This is a genomic window from Streptomyces sp. NPDC058240, assembly GCF_042882135.1.
Classification (GTDB): domain Bacteria; phylum Actinomycetota; class Actinomycetes; order Streptomycetales; family Streptomycetaceae; genus Streptomyces.
Window position 1 is genome coordinate 21435 of record NZ_JBHVWT010000041.1, and the last position, 20899, is coordinate 42333.

At 73.4% G+C, this 20899-nt stretch carries 15 protein-coding genes and 1 pseudogene; 10 read left to right on the forward strand and 6 right to left on the reverse strand.

The window, feature by feature from the left end:
• Window positions 1–39 precede the first annotated feature (39 nt).
• The 4 genes from ACFVX4_RS34335 to ACFVX4_RS34350 are packed head-to-tail and all read left to right on the forward strand — an operon-like array spanning window position 40 to window position 13992.
• A complete protein-coding gene (locus ACFVX4_RS34335; protein WP_389985146.1) occupies window positions 40–4692 on the forward strand; it encodes an amino acid adenylation domain-containing protein in 4653 nt (1550 codons plus the stop codon).
• Window positions 4689–8654: an amino acid adenylation domain-containing protein gene (locus ACFVX4_RS34340; RefSeq protein WP_389985149.1), complete on the forward strand. Its 3966-nt coding sequence runs from the start codon at window positions 4689–4691 to the stop codon at window positions 8652–8654. The genes ACFVX4_RS34335 and ACFVX4_RS34340 overlap by 4 nt, the downstream gene beginning before the upstream one ends.
• A gap of 5 nt (window positions 8655–8659) precedes the next feature.
• Window positions 8660–11956 carry an amino acid adenylation domain-containing protein gene (locus ACFVX4_RS34345; RefSeq protein WP_389985152.1) on the forward strand — a complete coding sequence of 1099 codons (3297 nt, stop codon included), beginning with the start codon at window positions 8660–8662 and terminating at the stop codon, window positions 11954–11956.
• Window positions 11953–13992, forward strand: a complete 2040-nt coding sequence (locus ACFVX4_RS34350) for a beta-ketoacyl synthase N-terminal-like domain-containing protein (protein WP_389985155.1) — start codon at window positions 11953–11955, stop codon at window positions 13990–13992. Before ACFVX4_RS34345 ends, ACFVX4_RS34350 begins: the two co-directional genes overlap by 4 nt.
• Before the next feature lie 74 nt (window positions 13993–14066).
• Here ACFVX4_RS34350 and ACFVX4_RS34355 read toward each other — a convergent pair whose 3' ends face one another.
• Genes ACFVX4_RS34355 through ACFVX4_RS34365 form a run of 3 tightly spaced genes read right to left on the reverse strand, consistent with a single transcriptional unit; the run spans window position 14067 to window position 15621 of the window.
• Complete coding sequence (locus ACFVX4_RS34355) at window positions 14067–14819, reverse strand: thioesterase II family protein (protein WP_389985158.1); 753 nt, start codon at window positions 14817–14819, stop codon at window positions 14067–14069.
• A gap of 60 nt (window positions 14820–14879) precedes the next feature.
• A complete protein-coding gene (locus ACFVX4_RS34360) occupies window positions 14880–15368 on the reverse strand; it encodes a hypothetical protein (RefSeq protein WP_389985161.1) in 489 nt (162 codons plus the stop codon).
• Between the two features lie 19 nt (window positions 15369–15387).
• Window positions 15388–15621: a hypothetical protein gene (locus tag ACFVX4_RS34365; RefSeq protein WP_389985163.1), complete on the reverse strand. Its 234-nt coding sequence runs from the start codon at window positions 15619–15621 to the stop codon at window positions 15388–15390.
• Between the two features lie 191 nt (window positions 15622–15812).
• On the opposite strand from ACFVX4_RS34365, the pseudogene ACFVX4_RS34370 reads away from it, so the two are divergent.
• The 4 genes and pseudogenes from ACFVX4_RS34370 to ACFVX4_RS34385 form a co-directional block, all read left to right on the forward strand.
• Window positions 15813–15941 (forward strand): annotated as a pseudogene (locus tag ACFVX4_RS34370) (TetR family transcriptional regulator); the annotation flags it as partial.
• On the forward strand, window positions 15905–16510 hold the full coding sequence (locus ACFVX4_RS34375; RefSeq protein WP_389985166.1) for a TetR family transcriptional regulator C-terminal domain-containing protein: 606 nt from the start codon (window positions 15905–15907) through the stop codon (window positions 16508–16510). The pseudogene ACFVX4_RS34370 and the gene ACFVX4_RS34375, both read left to right, overlap by 37 nt.
• A gap of 99 nt (window positions 16511–16609) precedes the next feature.
• Window positions 16610–16777, forward strand: coding sequence for a hypothetical protein (locus ACFVX4_RS34380; RefSeq protein ID WP_389985169.1), 168 nt, complete (start codon window positions 16610–16612; stop codon window positions 16775–16777).
• Window positions 16777–17325 (forward strand): hypothetical protein, encoded by a 549-nt coding sequence (locus ACFVX4_RS34385; protein ID WP_389985172.1) that lies wholly within the window; start codon window positions 16777–16779, stop codon window positions 17323–17325. Before ACFVX4_RS34380 ends, ACFVX4_RS34385 begins: the two co-directional genes overlap by 1 nt.
• A gap of 3 nt (window positions 17326–17328) precedes the next feature.
• Here ACFVX4_RS34385 and ACFVX4_RS34390 read toward each other — a convergent pair whose 3' ends face one another.
• Window positions 17329–17709, reverse strand: coding sequence for a hypothetical protein (locus ACFVX4_RS34390; protein WP_389985210.1), 381 nt, complete (start codon window positions 17707–17709; stop codon window positions 17329–17331).
• Window positions 17710–17933: 224 nt separating this feature from the next.
• Here ACFVX4_RS34390 and ACFVX4_RS34395 point away from each other — a divergent pair, with 224 nt between their 5' ends.
• Window positions 17934–18386 (forward strand): Rieske (2Fe-2S) protein, encoded by a 453-nt coding sequence (locus ACFVX4_RS34395; RefSeq protein WP_389985174.1) that lies wholly within the window; start codon window positions 17934–17936, stop codon window positions 18384–18386.
• 338 nt (window positions 18387–18724) lie between these two features.
• Here ACFVX4_RS34395 and ACFVX4_RS34400 read toward each other — a convergent pair whose 3' ends face one another.
• Window positions 18725–19378 (reverse strand): cysteine hydrolase, encoded by a 654-nt coding sequence (locus ACFVX4_RS34400; protein WP_389985177.1) that lies wholly within the window; start codon window positions 19376–19378, stop codon window positions 18725–18727.
• Between the two features lie 113 nt (window positions 19379–19491).
• Here ACFVX4_RS34400 and ACFVX4_RS34405 point away from each other — a divergent pair, with 113 nt between their 5' ends.
• Window positions 19492–19968: a pyridoxamine 5'-phosphate oxidase family protein gene (locus ACFVX4_RS34405; RefSeq protein WP_389985180.1), complete on the forward strand. Its 477-nt coding sequence runs from the start codon at window positions 19492–19494 to the stop codon at window positions 19966–19968.
• Between the two features lie 22 nt (window positions 19969–19990).
• Here the strand turns inward: ACFVX4_RS34405 and ACFVX4_RS34410 are convergent, their stop codons facing one another.
• Window positions 19991–20899: a LysR family transcriptional regulator gene (locus tag ACFVX4_RS34410; RefSeq protein ID WP_389985183.1), complete on the reverse strand. Its 909-nt coding sequence runs from the start codon at window positions 20897–20899 to the stop codon at window positions 19991–19993.

A 20899-nucleotide genomic window follows, 5' to 3' on the forward strand; every position in this document is an offset into this window, starting at 1 on the left:
TTTTCGCGCCCCGTCCCGGGTGCGGCGTCCCCTTCTTCCATGGCCGACCGGTTCGGCGCACTCGGCAGGGAGCAGCGGGTCCGCCTGATGCGTCGTCTGCTGGAGGCGGGGCGGGCCCGCGAGATACCCGCCGTCATACCGCCGCGCGACCCGGCCCGCCGGGTGCCGCTGAGCCCCGCGCAGCACGACCTGTGGGTGTACGACTCGCTGTATCCCGGTACCCCCGCGCTCAACCTGTGCGCCGCCTACCACTTCGAGCAGGCCGTCGACCCGGCGCATCTGGAGGCGGCGCTGACGCTGATCCAGCGTCACCACGACATCCTGCGGACCCGGATCGTGACGGACCCGTCGGGCGAGCTGCACGTCGAGTTCAGCGACGACGGGACCTTCGATCTGGAGCGCGAGGATCTGCGGGGCACCGGCAGGACGATCGACGAGGCCTTCGAGACCTTCCGCAGCCGTCCCTTCGACCTCGGCCGGGACAAGCTGATCCGGGCCCGGTTCGTCCAGGTCGACGAACGGCGTTCCACCCTGATGCTGAGTCTGCACCACACCATCAGCGACTGGTGGTCGTTCGACGTGCTGCAGAACGAGTTCGCGCAGGCGTACGGCGCCCTGCGCGACGGCCTGGAGCCGCCCCTCACCCGGCCGGCCGTCCAGTACGCCGACTTCTCCTCCTGGCAGAGCGAGTTGGAGGAGTCCGGGGTCTTCGCCAACCGGCTCGACTTCTGGCGGCGCTATCTCGCCGACCCGCCCGGTCCGCTCACCGTGCCGGGCTCCACCGTCTCCGTCACCGAGGGCGACGGCATCGCGCAGGTTCCCTTCCACGTCGACGCGCCGACCACCGCCGCCGTGCGGGCCCTGGCCCGGGAGCGCGGTGCCTCCGTCTACGTCGTCCTCATGGCCGCCTTCGCCGTCCTGGCGCACCGGGTCAGCGGCGCCGACGACCTGGTGATCGGCACCCCCATCGCCAACCGCGCGGCCAAGGGCCTGGACCAGGTCATCGGGTACGTCATGAATGCCGTGCCGACCCGCTGGAACGTGACTCCGGACCGGTCCTTCGCCGACGTGCTCGCCGGGTTCGCCGTCGATTTCCCGGACCTGATGGCCAACTCGGACGTGCCGGTCGGCCGGATCGTATCGGCCGCCGCGCCCGAGCGCAGCGCGGGCCGGGCCCCGCTGTACCAGTGGGTGTTCATGCACCTGACGCAGCAGCCGAGCGTCTCGGTGATGAAGGAGTTCGCGGAGCCCGAGCGCATCCACACCGGCGGCGAGCACGACCTCGTCGGCGTGGTGAAGGACAGCGGTGACGGCATGGAGGGCAGCTTCGGGCTGCGTACCGATGTCTTCAGCCCCGCGACGGTGGCCCGCTGGACGCAGTGCTACGTCGAGCTCCTGCGGCAGATCACCGCCGACCCCACCGCGCTCATCGGGGACATCGACCTGGTGCCCCCGGCCATGCGCGATCAGCTGCTCGCCGGATCCGCCGGGCCCACCGCCCCCGCCCCCCTCACGCTGCCCGAGCTGGTGGCCCGGCAGGCGGCCCGCACACCGGACGCACCGGCCGTCGAGTCCCCGGGGCAGACCCTGAGCTACGCCCGACTCGACGACCGGGTGGCCCGGTTGGCGGGCAGGCTGGTGCAACTCGGGGCCGGTCCCGGGCGGGTCGTGGCCCTCGCCCTCGCCCGCGGCAGTGACTGGCCGGTGGCGGCGCTGGCCGTCCAGCGCGCCGGCGCCGCCTATCTGCCCCTCGACCCCGCCCACCCGGCCGAGCGGATCCGCCGGGTCCTGGCCGAGGCCGCGCCCGTGCTCCTCGTCACCGAACCGGGCGCCACACCCCTGGAGACCGGTCTGCCGGTCCTGGTCCTCGACGAGGACGCCTGGGCCGGGGAACCGCTGCCGCCGGGTGGCCCGGAGCCCTTCGATGCCGCCCACGTCATCCACACCTCCGGCTCCACCGGCACCCCCAAGGGCGTGGTGGTCACCCACGCCGGAGTGGCCGCGCTCACCCGGAGCCTGGTGGACGGCATCGGGCTGGACGCCGACAGCCGGGTGCTCCAGCTCGGGCCGCCCTCGTTCGACATCTCCGTCGGCGAGTTGTGCCTGGCCTTCGGCTCGGGCGGAACCCTGGTGCTGCCGCCCCCGGGTCCGCTCGTGGGCGAGGCCCTCGGGACGGTTCTGACCGAGCGGCGGATCTCCTGCGCGTTCGTCCCGCCGTCCGTGCTCGCGACCGTACCGGCCGGCCCGCATCCGGATCTGCGTGCCCTCGTCGTCGGCGCGGAGGCCTGCCCGCCGGAGCTGGTGGCCCGCTGGGCCGCCGGGGGGCGACGCTTCCACAACGCCTACGGGCCCACCGAGTCGACCGTCGTCTCCACCGTCTCCGGGCCGCTGGAGGCCGACGGCACGGTGCCGCCCATCGGCACACCGGTGCCGGGCACCACCGCCTATGTCCTCGACGAGCGGCTCCGGCCGGTGCCGGCCGGAGCAGGCGGTGAGCTGTACCTGGCGGGTGCCGCGCTCGCCCGTGGCTACCTGGGACGTGCCGCGCTCACCGCCGAGCGGTTCGTCGCCGACCCCTACGGTCCGCCCGGCAGCCGCATGTACCGCACCGGCGACCTCGCCCACCGCGACGACAGCGGCAGCACGTACTACCTCGGGCGCGGCGACGAACAGGTGAAGCTGCGCGGGCTGCGGATCGAACCGGGTGAGATCGCCGCCGCGCTCGCCGAACACCCCACCGTGGAACGGGCGGTGGCCGTCGTGCGGCACGACCGGGGCGACAGCGCGCAGCTCGTCGCGTACGCGGTGCCCGCGCCGGGAGCGGAGATCGACGAGGACGCGCTGCTCCTGCACGCCTCCGGGCGCCTGCCCGCGGCCATGGTCCCGGCCGCCGTGGTGGCCCTGGACGCGCTGCCGTTGTCGTCCCACGGCAAGCTGGACCGGGCCGCCCTGCCCGCGCCCGCCGCACGGACCGCCGACGCCGTCCGGCTCCCCGGTTCGGCGCGCGAGGAGATCCTCTGCGGGCTCTTCGCCGAGCTGCTGGGCCTCGAACAGGCCGGTGCCGACGACGACTTCTTCCGGCTCGGCGGCGACAGCATCATGGCGATCCAGCTCGCCGCACGGGCGCGGGCGGCCGGACTCGTACTCTCGCCGCACGACGTGTTCACCGTACGCACCCCGGCCCGGCTGGCCGTGCTGGCCCGTACGCCCGACGTCGACGCCCCGGCGCAGGAGGACACCGGGACCGGGCGGCTGCCCCTCACCCCGGTGATGCACTGGTGGCGCGAACAGGTCCGGGACACCGCCACGTTCACCCAGTCCATGCTGTTCCCGCTGGCGCCCGGCACCGGACTCGCGGCGATCGAGGAGGCCGTCTCCGTACTGGTCGAGCGGCACGCCGCGCTGCGGATGCGCCTGGTGCGCGAGGACGACACCGGCTGGGAGCTCCAGGTGCCCGAGGAGAGCGCGGCCGCCGACGCGGCGGCCGTCCGGGTGGCCGTGCCGGCGGACACCGATCTCCACTCCCGGGCGACGGAACTGGCACGCACCATCACCCTCCGGCCCGAGCACGGCGAGATGGTGCGGGCGGTATGGCTCGATCCCGGCTCCGGCCGTCCCGGCGCCCTGCTGCTGACCGTGCACCACCTGGCTGTGGACGGTTTCTCCTGGCGGGTGCTCGGGGAAGAGCTCGCCGCGGCGCTGGACCACCGCTCCGAGGGCGACGCCGCACCCGCGAAGACCGCCTCGTTCACCCGGTGGTCCCGGCTGCTCTCCCAGGAGGCCGGGCTGCGGCTCGACGAACTCCCCTGGTGGAAGCGGCAGCTGGCGGACGACACGGCCCGTCTCGCCGACGGCCGGGGTGCGGACGGGCAGCGGGAGACCCTCACCTTCGACCTGGATCCCGGGCTCACCCGCAGTGTGCTCCTCACCCTGCCGGGCACCTTCAACTGCCGTCCCGACGCGGTGATGCTGACCGCCCTGACCGCGGCGGCCGTCCAGCGGCGGGGCACCGGATCCGCGCTCCTCGTCCACCTGGAGGGCCATGGGCGCGAGGTCGTCTCCGCCCAGGTCGATGTGTCCGGCACCGTCGGCTGGTTCACCACGCAGTACCCGGTCCGCCTGGACATCGGTGCCGCGTCGGTGGCGCCCGGCGGTCAGCCGGGAGAGGCCCTGAAGTGCGTCAAGGAGCAGCTGCGGGCGGTGCCCTCGGGCGGGCTCGGCTGGGGTCTGCTGCGCTACCTCAACCCGGAAACCGGCCCGGCACTCGCCGCGCTCCCGGTGCCCGATGTCCGCTTCAACTATCTGGGGCGGTTCGGCGCGGGCGACGCGGCGGGCGGGCGGCTGCTGGAGCCCGGCCCGGACGCCGTGCCGCTGGCGCACACCCTGGAGGTGGACGTGCTGGCCCGCGAGAAGAACGGCGAGCCCGTTCTGGAGGCGAGTTTCTCCTACCCGTCCGGGGTGTTCACCGAGGACGAGGTGCGCGCACTGGCCGGGGCGTGGTCCGAGGCGCTCGGCGTCCTCGCGGACACGTGCGGACCGGACGGCGGAGCCGTCCACACCCCGTCCGACTTCCCGCTCGTCGACCTCACCGGTGACCAGCTGGAACTGCTCGGGCAGGACATGGACTTCGGCGATCTCGACGCCGACTTCGACGGTGCCGGCTCCGCCGGCGACGAAGGGGAGCGACGATGAACGCGCGCATCGCGGACGTGCTGCCGCTCTCCCCGCTCCAGGAGGGCCTGCTCTTCCACGCCGCCCGGCAGACCGACGGCCCCGACCCCTATCTGGTGCAGGCCCGTTTCCTGATCGGCCCCGCGATCACCGGGGAAACGGTACGGGCCTCGGTCACCGCGCTCCTGGACCGGCATCCCAATCTGCGCGCCTGCTTCCGCCACGAGCGCCTGGACCGGCCGGTCCAGGTCGTGCCGAAGGCGGTCCGGGTGCCGTGGACCGAGGTGGACCTGGCGGGCCTCGCCCCGGACGAGGTGCGGGTGCGCACCGACGAGGTGCTGCGCGAGGACGCGGCGCTCCGCTTCGACGTGGCCCGCCCGCCCCTGGTCCGTGCCACGTTCCTGCGGCACGACACCGGTGCCGAGCTGATCGTGTCCTTCCACCACATCCTGCTGGACGGCTGGTCGATGCCGGTCGTCGAGCGGGACCTCGCCGCCCTCGTGGCGGGCCGGCCGCTGCCGCCCGCCGCGCCCTACCGGGACTACCTGGTGTGGCTGGGCGGTCAGGACCGGAACAAGGCCGAAGCCGCGTGGGGCGAGTCGCTGGAGGGCCTGGAACGGCCCGCGCTGCTGGCCCCTGCCGGACCGGACACGGCACCCGACCGTTCGCGGCTGTGGCTGACCGCCGGCCTCACCGAGACGCTGATCCGGCGGGCCGCCGCGGCGGGCGTCACCCTCAATACCCTGGTGCAGGTCTCCTGGGCCCTGGTCCTGGCTCGGCTGACGGGCTCCCGTGACCTGGTCTTCGGCGCGGTCGTCTCGGGGCGCCCGCACGACCTGCCCGGTATCGAGTCCATGGTGGGGCTGTTCATCAACACCCTGCCGGTGCGGGTGCGGCTGCGGGACGGCGAGCGGGTGGAGGAGCTGCTCCGCCGGATCCAGGACGAGCAGTCCCGGCTGCTGGAGCACCACCACGCCCGCGCCGCCGAGGTACAGCGCGCCGTGGGGGCCGGTGAGCTCTTCGACTCGATCATCGCCTTCGAGAACTTCCCGCGGGGTTCCGGGAGCGACGACGGCCCCGGCACCGTCCGCCTGGCGAAGGTGTCGGACGCGACGCACTACCCGGTCACGATCGCGGCGGTCGCCGAGGACCGGCTGCTGCTGTCCGTGAGCTGCCGCCGGGGCATCTCCGCCGCCGCGGTCGCCGAACACCTGGCGCACGTACTGGAGCAGCTGGCCCGCTCGCCGCGGACACCGGTGGAGGACATCGACGCCCTGCCCGAGGCGGAGCGGCACCGCCTGCTGGCCCTGGCCGACGGCCCGACCCGCGCGCCCGCCGCACCCGCCACCCCGACCGGGCGATTCGCCGCCCAGGTGGCCCGTACCCCGGACGCGCCGGCCGTCGACACGGACGGCGAGACCCTCAGCTACGCCGGGCTCGACGCCGCGTCGGACCGGCTGGCCGGCCGCCTCGTCCGGGCCGGTGTGGCGCCGGGGCACACCGTGGCCCTGCTGCTGCCCCGTTCGGCCTCCATGGTCGTGGCCCAGCTCGCGGTCCTCAAGGCGGGGGCCTGCTGGCTCCCCCTCGACCCGGCGCACCCGTCGGAGCGGCTGGCCCGGCTGATGTCCGCGGCGGCACCCTCCCTGGTCCTCACCGCGGGGACGGATCCGGCCGCCGCCCGGCTGCCCGCCGGTACCGCGCTGCTGGACGTCGCCGAGGAATCCGGGTCCGCGTCCGCCTCCTTCGACGGTGTCCCCGCCGATCCCGGGGCCGCCGCCTGCGTGATCTACACCTCCGGCTCCACCGGAGAGCCCAAGGGGGTGGTGGTCCCGCAGCGGGCGATCACCGAACTCGCCACCGACGGCCGCTTCGCGGGCGGTGCCCACGACCGGGTGCTGCTGCACAACCCGTACACGTTCGACGCCTCGACCTACGAGGTGTGGGTCCCGCTCCTGAACGGCGGGACCGTGGTCGTCGCCCCCTCCGAAGCGGTCACCCCCGACCTGCTGGAGCGGGTGGTCCGGGAACGGCGGGTCACCGGGCTGATGCTCACACCCGAACTGCTGCGCACCGTCGCGGAGATCGCGCCCGGCGCGCTGTCCGGGCTCCGCGAGGTGTGGTCCGGCGGCGACGTCCTCGCGCCCGACACCGTGCGCCGGCTCCGGGAGCACTGCCCGGACACGGTGGTCGTCAACGGCTACGGCCCCACCGAGACGACGGTCTTCGCCACCGCGCACACCGCGTCCGGGGAACCGGCGGGGCACCCGGGCGCCGTTCCCATCGGGCGTCCCCTGGACAACACCCGCGCCCATGTCCTGGACGTCCGGCTGCGCCCCGTCCCGGCGGGCGCCACCGGTGAGCTCTACATCGGCGGCAGCGGGCTCGCCCAGGGCTACCTCGGGCGGCCGGTTCCCACCGCGGAGCGGTTCGTCGCCGATCCGTACGGACCGCCGGGCAGCCGCATGTACCGCACCGGGGACCTGGCCCGCTGGACGCCGGACGGCGTGCTGGAGTTCGCGGGCCGGGCCGACGACCAGGTCAAGGTGCGTGGTTTCCGCGTGGAGCCCGCCGAGGTCGAGGCCGCGCTGGCGGGCTGCCCCGGCGTGGCGCGGGCCGTGGTCGGCGCCCGGCCGGACGCGGCGGGCGGCAAGCTGCTGGCCGCCTGGCTGGTGCCGGAGCAGGACGCGGACCGGGAGGAGCAGTGGCACCGGACCCTCGCCCGGGTGCGGGCGCACGCCACCGAGCAGCTGCCCGCGCACCTGGTGCCGTCGCTGTGGGTCCGCATCGACGAGGTGCCGCTCACCCGCCACGGCAAGGTCGACCGGGCCGCGCTCCCCGACCCCGGACCCGGCGGGGAAGCGGCGGCCGACCGGGCACCGCGCACTCCGCGCGAGCGGGAGCTGTGTGCCCTGTTCGGCACGGTGCTCGGTGTCCCCGCGGTCGGGCCCGACACCGACTTCTTCCTGGCGGGCGGCCATTCACTGACCGCGCTGCGCCTGAAGTCGAAGATCGAGACGGTCCTCAACGTACGGATCCCGGTCTCCGCCCTGTTCGACGCGCCGACCCCGGCCGCTCTGGCCGCCCGGCTCGACGCCCCACCGTCCACGAACGGCCCCGCTCCCCGGACACCGCTGCGCGCCGCTCCCGGACGCCCGTCGTCCGCGACGGCGCCGGAGGAGCCGCACCACAACAGCCTGGAGCCGGTGCTCACCCTGCGGACCGGTGGCAACCGCACCCCGCTCATCTGTGTGCACCCGGGGCTCGGTCTCGGCTGGTCGTACGTGAACCTGCTGCCGCACCTGGACCCGGCCCGCCCCGTGCACACCCTGCAGAGCCCGGCGCTGCTGAGCGGCGTCGGCCAACTCCCCCCCACCATGGGCGAGATGGCGGACCTGTATCTGCGGAGTGTGCGTGAACTCCAGCCGCACGGACCGTATCTGCTGCTCGGCCGGTCCTTCGGCGGTCCGCTCGCCTACGAACTGGCGGTGCGGCTGCGCCGGGCCGGCGAGGAGATCGGGATGCTCGCCGTGGTGGACGCCATGCCGATGCCGGACGAGATCAGGCGCACGCCGCCGGACCCCGCGGCCGTCGAGGACGAGATGCTGCGCATCCTGCTCCATTCCCATGCCCCGGAGCTGCCGTTGCCGGCCGGCCCGCTGGAGCGGGCAGAGGTGTTCTCCATGGCCCGCGACGGTGCCTTCGACGGCCTTTCCGCCGCCCGCCTGCACACCCTCGTCGACACAGGGGCGCATCACACCGCGCTCGTACGGGAGTGGCGCCCGTCCGGCTACGACGGCCGGACGACGCTCTTCTCCGCGACGCACGACGACTGGCCGACCACGGCCGAGAAGACCGAGGCCTGGCAGCGCGTGACCGCCGCGCTCGACGTGCACGAACTGGACTGCGGTCACAGCGACGTACTCACTCCGGGCCCGGCGGCCGAGATCGCCGCGGTCCTCGAATCCGCCCTCCGAGGGGACTGAAACCCATGACCGTCGACGCCGTCGATCTCATCGACCTCTACGCCGGGGAGGGCGGCGGGGACGAGGAGTACGAGTTCCCCGCCTCCGACGCCCAGAGCCGCCTGCTGGTCCTCGACCAGCTGAATCCGGGCTCCCCCCAGTACAACGTCCCGGTCGCCTTCGCGGTGCACGGGTCCTTCGACACCGCCGCGTTCGGCCGCGCGCTGAACGCGCTCGTCGCCCGCCACGAGGCACTGCGGACCGTCTTCCGGACCGCCGAGGACGGCACCCCGGCGCAGCGCGTCTCGGCCGTCGGGCGGGTGCCGCTCACGGTCCGGCGGGACGTGCCCGCCGACCGTGCGGACGCCCTGGTGCGCGCCGAGGCCGCCCGCCCCTTCGACACCGCCGAGGGGCCGCTGCTGCGCTGCACCGTGTACGCCGTCGACGACGGCAGCCACCGGGTGCTGCTCGTCGCCCATCACCTGGTCTGCGACGGCTGGTCGCTCGGCCTCATGCTGGAGGGGCTGTCCGAGGGGTACCGGCACGAGGCCGGGGGGCAGGCGTACCGGCCGGCCGAACTCCCGCTCCAGTTCCCCGATTACGCGGCCTGGCAGCGGGAGCGTGCCGCGGACGGTGCCTTCGAGGCGTCCGTGGAGCACTGGGTCGACCGGCTGCGCGGCGCGCCCGCCGCCATGGAGCTGCCGCTGGACCGCCCGCGCCCGCCGGTCCGCACGGCCGCCGGGGGCACCGAACGCTTCCTGCTCGATGCCGAGGTCAGGGAGCGCCTGGCCGAGGTGGCCGCGGTCCAGGGCGCCACCCCGTTCATGACGATGTTCGCGGCGTACGCCGCGTTTCTCTCCCGCATCTCGGGCGGCGAGGACCTGGTCATCGGCTATCCGGCGTCGGGGCGCGAGCGGCCCGAACTCCAGGAGATGGTCGGGATGCTGACCAACACCCTGGCGATGCGCGTGGACCTGTCCGGCGACCCCTCGCTCGACGAACTCACCCGCCGTGTCCGGGCCTCGATGCTGGCGGCGCAGCCCCACCAGGACGCACCGTTCGAGGCGGTCGTCGACACCCTCGCCCCGGTCCGTGAGACCAGCCACGACCCGGTGGTGCAGGTGGCGCTCAGCTACGAGGACGAGGTCGCGCCGGAGCTGGCACTGGCCGGCGCGACGACCGAACGGCTCCCCCTGACCCTGGACACCGCCAAGTTCGACTTCCACCTGTTCATGGAGCGGTGGGGCGCCGGACTCGCCGCCCAGTTCATCTACCGCAGCGACCTGTTCGAGGCCGGCACGGTCCGCCGCTGGACGGACAACTTCCGCACGCTGCTGGCCGGGCTCCTCGCGGACCCGTCCGCACCGCTGTCCGCCGTGGAGCTGGTGCCGGCCGACGAGCGCCGCCGGATCATCGCGGGCGCCGACCGCCTCGCGGAGGCCGCGCCGCTGGACCGCCTGGTGCCCGACCTGATCGCCGACCGGGCGGCCGAACACCCCGATGCCACGGCCCTGGTCTGCGGCGACCTCCGCCTGAGCTATGCCGAACTGCTCGCCAGGGCCGACGCGCTGGCCGCCCGGCTGCGCGCCGCCGGGGTGCGGCCCGGCTTCCGGGTCGGTCTGCTCCTGCCGCGCTCGGCCGACCAGGGCATCTCGGCCCTCGCCGTCCTGCGCGCGGGCGGCGCGTACGTACCGCTGGACCAGGCCCACCCGGAGGCCAGGCTCCGCCACATGGTGGAGAGTTCGGGCACCGGACTCCTCCTGACCTCCCGGGAGACCGCGGAGAAGGGGGAGAGCCTGGAGGTGCCGTGCATCCGGGTCGACCGCCCGGCCGTCACGGACCCCGTCACCCCGGGGGCCGCCACGCCCGGTGCCGCACCGGGCCCCGAGGACCTCGCCTACGTCCTGTTCACCTCGGGCTCCACCGGCGTCCCCAAGGGCGTCGCCATCGAGCACCGGGCGCTGCTCAACCTCACCCGGGCGGTCCGGCACTCCTTCCCGGTCGACGCCGACGACCGGGTGCTGCAATTCGTGTCGTTCGGCTTCGACGTCGCCGTGTCCGACCTCTTCTTCCCCTGGGTGGCCGGAGCGGAACTGCACATCCCGCGGGAGGACGAGCGGATCGGCGAGGCGCTGCTCGAACGGCTGCGGGACTCCCGCATCACCTATGTGTTCCTGCCGCCGTCCGCCGCGATGCTGCTGCCCGACCTGACCGGGCAGCTGCCCGACCTGCGGACCGTCGCGGTCGGCGGCGAGGCCTGCCCCGCCGAACTGGTCGAGCGGCTCAGCGCACCCGGCCGGCGGATCGTGAACGCGTACGGCCCCAGCGAGGTGACCGTCTACGCGACCACCGGGGACCTCACCCCGGGTGAGCCCGTGGTGCTCGGCGGCGCCGTGCCCGGGGCCCGGGTCTACGTCCTCGACGAGCGGCTGCGGCCGGTCCCCGCCGGGGTGGCCGGTGAGATCTATGTGACCGGTGCCTCGCTGGGGCGGGGCTACATCGGCCGGCCCGGCCTGACCGCCGAACGGTTCGTCGCCGACCCGCACGGCGCACCGGGCACCCGGATGTACCGCACCGGGGACCTGGGCCGGATCGACGCGCACGGCCTGATCCACTACCTCGGCCGCTCCGACCTCCAGGTCAAGCTGCGCGGCGTACGCGTCGAACTCGGCGAGATCGAGACCCTGTTGGCAGGCGCGCCGGGCGTCGCCCTGGCGGCGGCCACCGTCCGTGGCACGGGCACCGCGCAGCGGCTCGTGGCGTATGTCGTGGGCCGGGACGGGGCGGCGCCCCCGGACGCGGAGCTGCGCGCCCATCTCGCCCGACGGCTGCCCGGGTCCATGGTGCCCGAGGTGTTCGTGCGCCTGGACGAGATGCCGCTCAGCAGCAACGGCAAGATCGACCGGGCCCGGCTCCCGGAACCCGCCACCGTGCGGTGCCGGCCGGACGGCTCGACCACCGTCGCGGGCACCGCGACCGAGCGGCTGGTGGCGGGCCTGTGGGCCCGTGTGCTCAACCTCGAACTCGTCGCCGTCACCGACCACTTCTTCGATCTGGGCGGCAATTCGATCCGGCTGCTGAGCGTCCTGTCCGCCCTGCGCGAGCTGGGGACGTACGGCGAGCTCAGCCTGGTCGACCTGTTCCGTCACCCCACCGTCAGTTCCCTCGCCGCCTATCTCGACCGGGCGGTCGCCGGGACCGCAGCCGGGGCTCCCGCAACCGCCCCTCCCGCCGACACGGCCGCCGCGCGCGGCGGTGACCGGCACGCACGACGCACCGCCGCAGCCCGACGACTCAGCTACCGGAAAGGCACCACACGATGACCGAGAACGCCAGCGCCGCCGAGCCTCTCGCAGCCGACTCCGCGATCGCGGTCGTCGGGATGAGCGGTCGCTTCCCCGGCGCCCCCGACCTGGACGCCTACTGGGCGAACCTGCTCGGCGGGCTCTGCTCGGTGACCGATTTCACCGAGGAGGAACTGATCGCCGACGGCGCCGACCCGCAGGAGGTGCGCGGCCGCGACCACATACCGGCCAAGGGCCATCTCGTGGACGCGGACCGCTTCGACGCGGAGCTGTTCGGCTTCAACCGCACCGAGGCGGCGGCCCTCGACCCCCAGCACCGGCTGCTCCTGCAGACGGCCTGGTCCGCGCTGGAGGACGCCGGCCGCAGCCCGCTCGGCGGAACGGCGCGTACCGGCGTGTACGTCGGCGGCGGCCCCACCGAGCACATGCTGGCCGCGCAGACCGACCCGCGGCTCGCCGCGTCCATCGGGGCGCTTCAGGTACGCATCCTCACCGACCGCGAGTTCCTCGCCCCGTGGATCTCGTACCGGCTGGGCCTGGAGGGCCCGAGCCTGACGGTGCAGACGGCCTGCTCGACCTCGCTGACGGCGGTGCACCTCGCGGTGCAGTCCCTGTTGCTCGGCGAGTGCGACACGGCGCTGGCCGGAGGCGTCGCCGTGGACACGGTGCGCAAGCGGGGCTACATCCACCAGCAGGGCGGCATCTACTCGCCGGACGGCCGCTGCCGTCCCTTCGACGAGCGGGCCGGCGGCACCGTGCCCGGCAACGGGGTGGGCGTGGTCGTGCTGCGCCGGCTGTCCGACGCGCTCGCCGACAACGACCCGGTCCGGGCGGTCATCCGGGGCAGCGCCGTCACCAACGACGGAGCCACCAAGGTCGGGTTCACCGCGCCCGGCGTCGACCAGCAGACCGCCGCGATCGTGGAGGCCTGGGCGGCGGCCGGTCTCGACCCGGCCGACGCCCAGTACCTGGAGGCACACGGCACGGCCACCGCGCTCGGCGACCGGATCGAGGCGGCGGCGGCGACCGCCGCGTTCAAGGGCGCGCTCGGCACCGGGCGGATCGGGATCGGCTCGGTGAAGTCGAACATCGGCCACCTGGACGCCGCGGCGGGCGTCGCCGCACTGATCAAGTCGGTGCTCATGCTGGAGCACGCGACCCTGGTGCCGAACGCCGACGCAGGCAGACCGCACCCCGAACTGGGCTTCGACGACTCGCCGTTCCACCTGGTCGAGCGGGCGACCGCCTGGCCGGAGCCCGAGCTCGGTCCCCGGCGGTCCGGGGTGAGCTCGGTCGGCATCGGTGGCTCGAATGTGCACGTGGTCCTGGAGGAGGCGCCCCGGCGCAGCGATGCGGGGGAACCGGACGCCCAGGGCGCACCGGAGGTCCTGCTGCTGTCCGCCCGCACCCGGGAGGACCTCGCCGCGATGGCCGGCCGGCTGGCCGGGGCGCTGCGGGCGCCGGGTGCCCCGTCGCTCGCCGACACCGCGTACACGCTGTGCCTGGGCCGTGCCCCGATGGCCGTGCGCGGCTATGTGCGGGCCGGGGACCGGGCGGGGGCGGCGGATCTGCTCGCCGAACTGGCCTCGGGCGGTGCGGCGGGCCTGGGCGGGCCCGACCCGCTCGGCGAGGCCTGGCTGGCGGGTGAGCCGGTGGTGCGGGAGGGCGGCGGCCGACGGGTCGCCCTGCCGTCCTACCCCTTCGCCGGGGAGAGCCACGGCGCCTACCGCCTCGGCCCGGTCGCACCGGGCGGCGAGCAGCCGGAGCAGGGCGGCGGTTCCGCCGACCTGGAGCAGGGCGTCCGCGCGCTGCTCGCCGACGCCCTGGGTCTGACGGACACCGACGACCCGGAGATGACGTACTTCGCGGCCGGCGGCGACTCCCTGACCGCCGTCCACCTGGTCGGCTGCCTCCGGGACGACTTCGACCTCGACGTCCCCATCACGCTCTTCCTGGAGCAGCTGACGCTGCACGAGATGGCCCGCCGGATCGTCGCGGCCGGGGAGGGCGACGACTCCCTCGACGCCCTGCTCGCGGAGTTCGAGGCGGAGTGAGTGAGGACACCGCACAGGGCTTGGGCCCCGACCCGGAAGGGGGTCGGGGCCCAAGCCCTGTGCGGTGCGTGGTGTCAGGCGAACGTACGGGCCGATCGACCGGGCACGCGCGCGGCGATGAGATCCGCGACGAACGTCAGGTGGTCGCCCAGGAAGAAGTGGCCGCCGGACAGTACATGCCGCTCGAAGGGACCTTCGGTCTCCTGTTCCCATGCCTGTACGCCCTCGGCGGAGACCCGGGGGTCGCTGTCACCGGTCAGCGCGACGACCGGGCAGCGCAACGGCGGCCCGGGTACATGGATGCGGGAGAACAGCATGGCGTAGTCGGCGCGCAGCGGTGGCAGCGCGAGCTGGAGGATCTCCGGATGGGTCAGCAGTTCGTCGTCCGTGCCGGACAGCAGCCGCAACTCCCCGATCAGGTCCTCGTCGCTGGGCGGGTCGGGCAGCCGCGCGGTCCGCGGCAACGCCGGGCCCTCGCTGCCCGAGACGAACAGCGCCGCGGGCTCCCGCCCCTCGGCTGCGAGCCGCCGCGCGGTCTCGAACGCCAGGAGCGCGCCCATGCTGTGGCCGAACAGGACCAGCGGCCGGCCCCCGCTCGCGGGGAGTGAGGCCAGCACCGCGTCCACGACATCGCCGAGCCGTTCGGCGAACGGCTCGGCCATGCGGTCGTGCCGCCCGGGGTACTGCACGACCAGCGCTTCAGCCCTCCCCCCGACCTCGGTCGTCAGCGAGTGATAGCCACTGGCCGAACCACCTGCGTGCGGGAAGCACAGCAACTGCGCTCCGGCGTCGGGGGCCGGGCGGAAGCACCGTATCCAGTTGTCCACGACATCCCTTCTCTCGTGTTCTCGGTCCGGTCCGTGACCGAATCCGTGAACGGTCTCCGCTCACTGTTCGGCGGCGATCCAGCTTTCCAGCTGTTCACGGGTGGTCGCCGGGTCCGCGACGAGAACGGCGAGTTCGTCGTCGCGGGATTCCAGTGTCGTCAGGGCGGGGCAGTGGTGGCAGGCCTCGACACCGACCTGGTTCCACCACTTGCAGTGCGGGCGGAGGTGGCACCGTGGCACGGCGACCGGTCCGGGCTCGGCCGGTACGGTCGTGATCCGTTCGATCAGCCCGCAGGCCTCGCCGACCCGGTTCGCGCAGTCCGATACGCAGTGCGACGCGAACCGGAGCACCCGGTTGGGGGCGATCCCCTCCGGAATGCTACCGAGAACTTCGGCGGCGGGTACGGGTTCGGCCAGGTAGACGACCTGATCGTGCTCCCCGGACCGTACGCCGAGGACAACGGTCTCCGGGCGGCTGGCATCACCGCTCGGGCACCATCTGAGGGGGCTCTCCTGCCCGTCCCGGGCAAGGTCCGCAGTGCTGTCCACGGTGCTCACCTCCTATTCGTCAGCAGGAACGCGGGACAGTCGAGTTGAGGACCATGCCACCAATGACTCCATCGGTGACGGCACCCTTCTGCTGCTCGGCGGCGACCGCCTGCGCGATGCTCCTCGCGAGCTGCTCCTGGGTGGTGATCCGCTCCGGGCGCTCGGCGGCAGCGGCGCTGGTGGTGCCGCCGACCGTGACGAGACCGGCAACGAGAGCCGCGGCAGCGGCCGCCGTACGAATGCTGTTGTTCATCCCTGTCCTCCATGGCGTCGGTCATTGCTTACAGGAGTCGACGCTAGAGTCCGGGTCCCGGCGCGATCGGCAGTTCCGGCGGCGGCTTCGGGGGCGGCTTCGGGGGCGGCTTCGGGGGCTTCGCGGGAGGCTCGGCCCACCGATTGCTGATTGGGCGAACACTCAATAATGTCGCCGGTATGTCGTCAAGCATGCAGCGGAAGCGGATCCGGAAGTCCCCGTCGGACCGACGTGCGGAAATCGTCGACGCGGCGGCGGCCATCGCCCTGGCCGAGGGGCTGGAGTGCATCACCCTGCGCCGGGTCGCCGAACAGCTCGGTGTCCGCCCCGGTCTCATCGGCCACTACTTCCCCGCGGTCGAGGACCTGGTGGCCGAGGCCTTCGGCACCGCGGCCGGTGCCGAACTGAACGCCCTGCTGCCGACGGACCGGGCAGCGGGAACACCCACGGACCACCTCGCGCGCTTTTCTTCGCGCTCGCGACGGGCGCCGCGTACGACGACATCAGCCGGCTGTGGATCAACGCCCGGCACCTCAGCCGCTACCGCCCCGTCCTGCGCGACCGGGTCGGCCACCAGGAAGCCCTGTGGCGGGGCCATCTGGAGGCCCTCGTCCGGGACGGCGTCGACTGCGGCGAATTCCACACCACCGACCCGTATGTGACGACGGTTCAGATCCTGGTCGTCATCGACGGCCTCGGCGCACACGCCAACACCGAAACCGGAGACCGCCCCGAGGTCGTCACGCGTATGGCCGTCAGCACGGCCGAACGCGAACTCGGCCTGGCGAGCGGCACGCTCAACGGGCACGGCGCCGCGCTCGACGCCGGTCGCACCGACGCACGCGCGGGGTCCGGCTCCGACGGCTCCCCCGCCGGTTCCGGGGCCTGAACCCCTCGGTCCGCACGCCGGCGACCGGCCCCGGCCAGGTCCTCGTCCTCGTCCTCGTCCTCGGGACGGGTTGTCAGTGGTCGTTCATAGAATCCCGCCATGAGCGATTCGGTGAGCAGAGACGCGTCGGCCCGTGCCGGATCCCACCAAGTGGCCGACGGGCCGTTGCCCATCGACATGGCCGTCGCCCGCCGGGTCGCCGGGGCGAAGCGGGTCGCCGTGTCCGAAGCCTGCCGGGCCGCCGGGATTCCGGACGGGAGCGGCTGATGGACGCACCGTTCTTCCACCACGGGGATCTCGTGGTGCAGGGGCATCTGGACGTGATGGCTCCGTTCGTGGTCACCGGCTCGTTGACCGTCGAAGGCTGTCTGTCCGATTGCGGCCCGGACTCCGTCGTCGCGGTCGGCGGTGATGTGACGGCCCGCGCGGTGCGCACCGGCGGCGAGATGTCCGTCGGCGGCGACATCGAGGCCGAGGTGGTCCACGGCTACTACAACGACCACACCCTCCAGGCGGCCACCATCCGCGCCCGGCTGGTCATCGAGGACGAACACTGCACGATCGCCGCGGTGGAGGCGGAGACCCACTTCGACCTGGACGACTACCAGCAGGCCTACGGCGACGGGGTGCGGGAGCGGCTGCGCGGACTGCTGGTGGGCGAGGCGTTCGGCAACGAGGAGGACGAGGACGAGGAGCAGTTGGACCGGCCGCTCCTCTTCGACCGCTTGCGCGAGGGGCTACCGGTCTTCCGCGCGAACGACGCGACGGCTCCCCGGCCCCGCGTCACCACCGCACGGGACACCGCGGAGAGGTAACGCCTACGAACACAGCGCCGCCACGACTCTGCCGCGGAGAAGCTCGTACTCCTCACGGAGTCGCACGATCTCCGCAGGCCGTTCGATCACATCCCCGCCGACGACGATCTCTTCCGGGCCGAACTGCTCGCGGGTGAGATCGACCTCGACCCCCATGCCCAGCCGGTTCCACCAGTGGTAGTCCACTCGCTCGCCGTTGACATGGACCTCGCCACGGATCAGATCACCGCCCAGAAGGTCATGCACCACCAGGGCGGTGACGCCGCACTGGTCGCGCGCCGGATTGTCCGAGGTCCAGTTCGGACGGTGATCCGGCGTCGTGGTGTCCGCGCCCCAACCGCGTCGAATGGCCTGCTCGATGTCGTCGAAGTTCCTCGGTGTCATACCGCTCAGCCTCGCAGACGCCTCTGACAATCCGCTCGACCACTCATGCCGGTGCACGGATCTGCCGATGAGCGTGTGGTCGTCGTCCACCTGCCGCGGTTCACCGCCGAGCCGCCGGCCGCGGGACTTCCCGGAGGAGTCCCCGGGCGTTGAACACGGGGGTCCCCCCGCGCGTACCCCTGGGCGAGACGGAAGTCCTGAACACTGCGGAAGGGAAAGCCGGTATGAGCACATCGCGGAACCACGAGGGACGTCCCGGGCGGCGGGCCGTTGTCGTCGCGGCCGGGGCCGCTTCGGTGGCGGCCGTACTCACCGCCTGCGGAAACCAGAAGGACTCGGGCGGTTCGGATGCGGTCGAACCGGCCGGCACCGGAACGGACGGCAGCGACGCCGCACTGGCGAGGACGGCCGACATCCCCGAGGGCGGCGGAAAGGTCTTCGCCGACCGGGGCGTCGTGGTGACGCAGCCGAAGGCCGGAGAGTTCAAGGCGTTCTCGTCGAAGTGCACCCACCAGGGGTGCACGGTGTCGAGCGTCTCGGACGGCACCATCAACTGCCCTTGCCACAGCAGCAGGTTCGACGCCTCGACCGGCGCCGTGGCGCACGGACCCGCCACCGAGCCGCTGCCCGCCAGGAAGATCGCGGTCACGGGCGGCTCGATCACACTCAAGCCCTGACCGCGTCGAAACCGAGGGAGGAGTACGCGGCGATGGCGGCGGCGGCCGGGATCACGGCGAAGCTGCCGCCGGAGTTCCGGGGCGGTGCCGTGTACGACGTCGCCGGACGGTGCCCGAGGTGGACCAGGCAGCAGGCGACGAAGAGCAGTACGAGGCCCGCGTGAGCCAGAAGACGATCTACGACACCGCCGTCGAGCCGATCCTGGCCGCGGCCGGACGCGCCGCGACGGACTGACCGCTTCCGGCGGAGGGGGCCTCCAGGGCGTCCCGCCTCCACCGGCAGGGGGTCGGTGTCCGGGCGCCACGCCGCGGGGCGGGCGGGTCCTCCGGATCAGGCCTCAGGAAGAGCTCCTGACGGAGGTCCGGCTCAGCCAGCAGCCCAGTACGTCGTCCGTGTTCGTGATGGTGGCGACGAGGGCGAGCGTGTTGCGGATCATCGCGGGGGTGTAGTCGGCCGGCACCCCCGCGATGGCATCGGACGGCACCACGGCCGTGTAGCCGAGATTCACCGCGTCGAACACGGCGTTGGGGATGGCGACATTGGCCGAGACCCCGGTGACGACGAGTGTCCGGCAGCCGAGGTTGCGCAGCAGCGCGTCCACATCGGTGCCGGCGATGGGCGAGAGGCCGTGCAGCCTGCGCACGACGAGGTCCTCGGCGGCCACTTCGATCGGCGCGGCGATCCGTACCGCGGTGGTGCCGGAGTGCTGCTGCACGGGCAATCGGCCGGCGGCCCGGAAGAGCCGGGCGTTGCTGTTGGCGCCCCGTCCGTCGGGGCGGCGTTCGGCCACCGCGTGCAGCACCTGGACCCCGGCCTCGTGGGCGGCCGCGACCAGCCGGGCGACACGGTGCAGGGCGCCGGACGACCGGGCCTCGTCGGCCAGTTCGGGCAGTGCGCTACCCGGGCCCACGACCCCCTGCTGGCATTCGACCGTCAGAAGCACGGTGGTGGCCGGATCGAGCTGCTCGGCGAGCTGATTCTTCGACGGCACGGCTGGCCCTCTCTGCGGCGGAACGGGCGCGCGAGGGTAACCGCCATTGCTTGATGAAGGAAGAGGCCCCATGATCTCTGACACGTAGTCAGCAACTGGGAGGAGGCGCCCCCATGACCGCCACTCAGCGACGGGGCCGTCGGATCATGATGACGGACGCCGAACGCGACACCTATCTCACCGAGCAGCGCACCTGCCGGGTGGCCACCGTGGCCGAGGACGGCCGCCCGCACATCGGCGCCCTCTGGTTCACCTGGGACGGAACCTCGCTCTGGCTGTACTCGATCACGCGCAGCCTGCGCTGGTCCCAGCTGCGCCACGACCCGAGGATCGCGGTGGTCGTGGACGACGGGGTGGAGTACGGGGATCTGCGCGGCATCGAGCTCTCCGGCGAGGCCGTCCCGGTCGGCGAGGCGCCCCGGACCGGCGAGCCGTGCCCCGAACTCGGTGTGCCGGAACGGTTGTTCGCGGCGAAGTACTTCGGCATGGACACCATGCCGCACGACGGCCGTCACGCCTGGCTGCGGCTGACGCCACAGGCCATCACCTCCTGGGACTTCCGGAAGCTCGCGGGGCCTTCCCTCACCTGAGAACCCCCACCCCCACCTGCGCCTACGGCGCGTCCAGCTCCTGACCGGCCGCGCGCAGGGCCGTCACCGCCGCCCTGATCGACGGACGCCGGTCCGCGTCGGTGCGCCACACGGCGTGGACATGGCGTCGCATCTTCTGCCGTACGGGCACGAGCCGCACCCCGTCCGGTACCGGCCCCCGGCCGAGTCTGGGCGCCACGCAGACGCCCATCCCGGCGGCGATCAGGGCGAGTTGGGTGTGGTGCTCGCCCGCCAGGTGCGCGATGCGCGGTTCGATGCCCTTCGAGCGGAGGGTGAACATCAGCCAGTCGTAGCAGAACTCGCCCTCGGGCCAGGACACCCAGTCGTCGTCGGCGAAGTCCTCCAGGTCCACCTCGGCCCGGTCGGCGAGCCGGTGGCCGGCCGGCATCGCGATGTCCGGTGCGTCGTCCAGGAGTTCGACCTTGGCCAGGCCACCGGGCACGGGCAGCCGCTTGTTGCTCCAGTCCAGCACCACCGCGAGGTCGGTGTCGCCCCTGATCACGGCACGGATTCCGTCCTCGGGCTCCAGTTCCCGGGTGCGCACGCGCAGTTCGGGGTGGTCCCTGCGCAGCGCGTGGAGCGCCGCGGGGAAGAGTCCGCGCGCCGCGGTCGGAAAGGCGGAGAGCCGGATCTCGCCCACCACCTCGCCGCGCTGCGCCTCGATGTCGGACTGGGCCAGCTCGACCTGGGACAGGATCCGGGCCGCGTGGTCGGCGAGCAGCCTGCCGGCGTCGGTCAGCCGGACCCCGCGCCCGTTCTTGGCCAGGAGGCGTTGCCCCACCTCGCGCTCCAGCTTCGCCATCTGCTGGGAGACCGCCGATGTGGTCACATGCAGCCCCTCGGCGGCGCCGCTCACGGAACCGTGCCGGGCCAGTGCGTCCAGGGTGCGCAGGCGCTCCAGATTCAACAT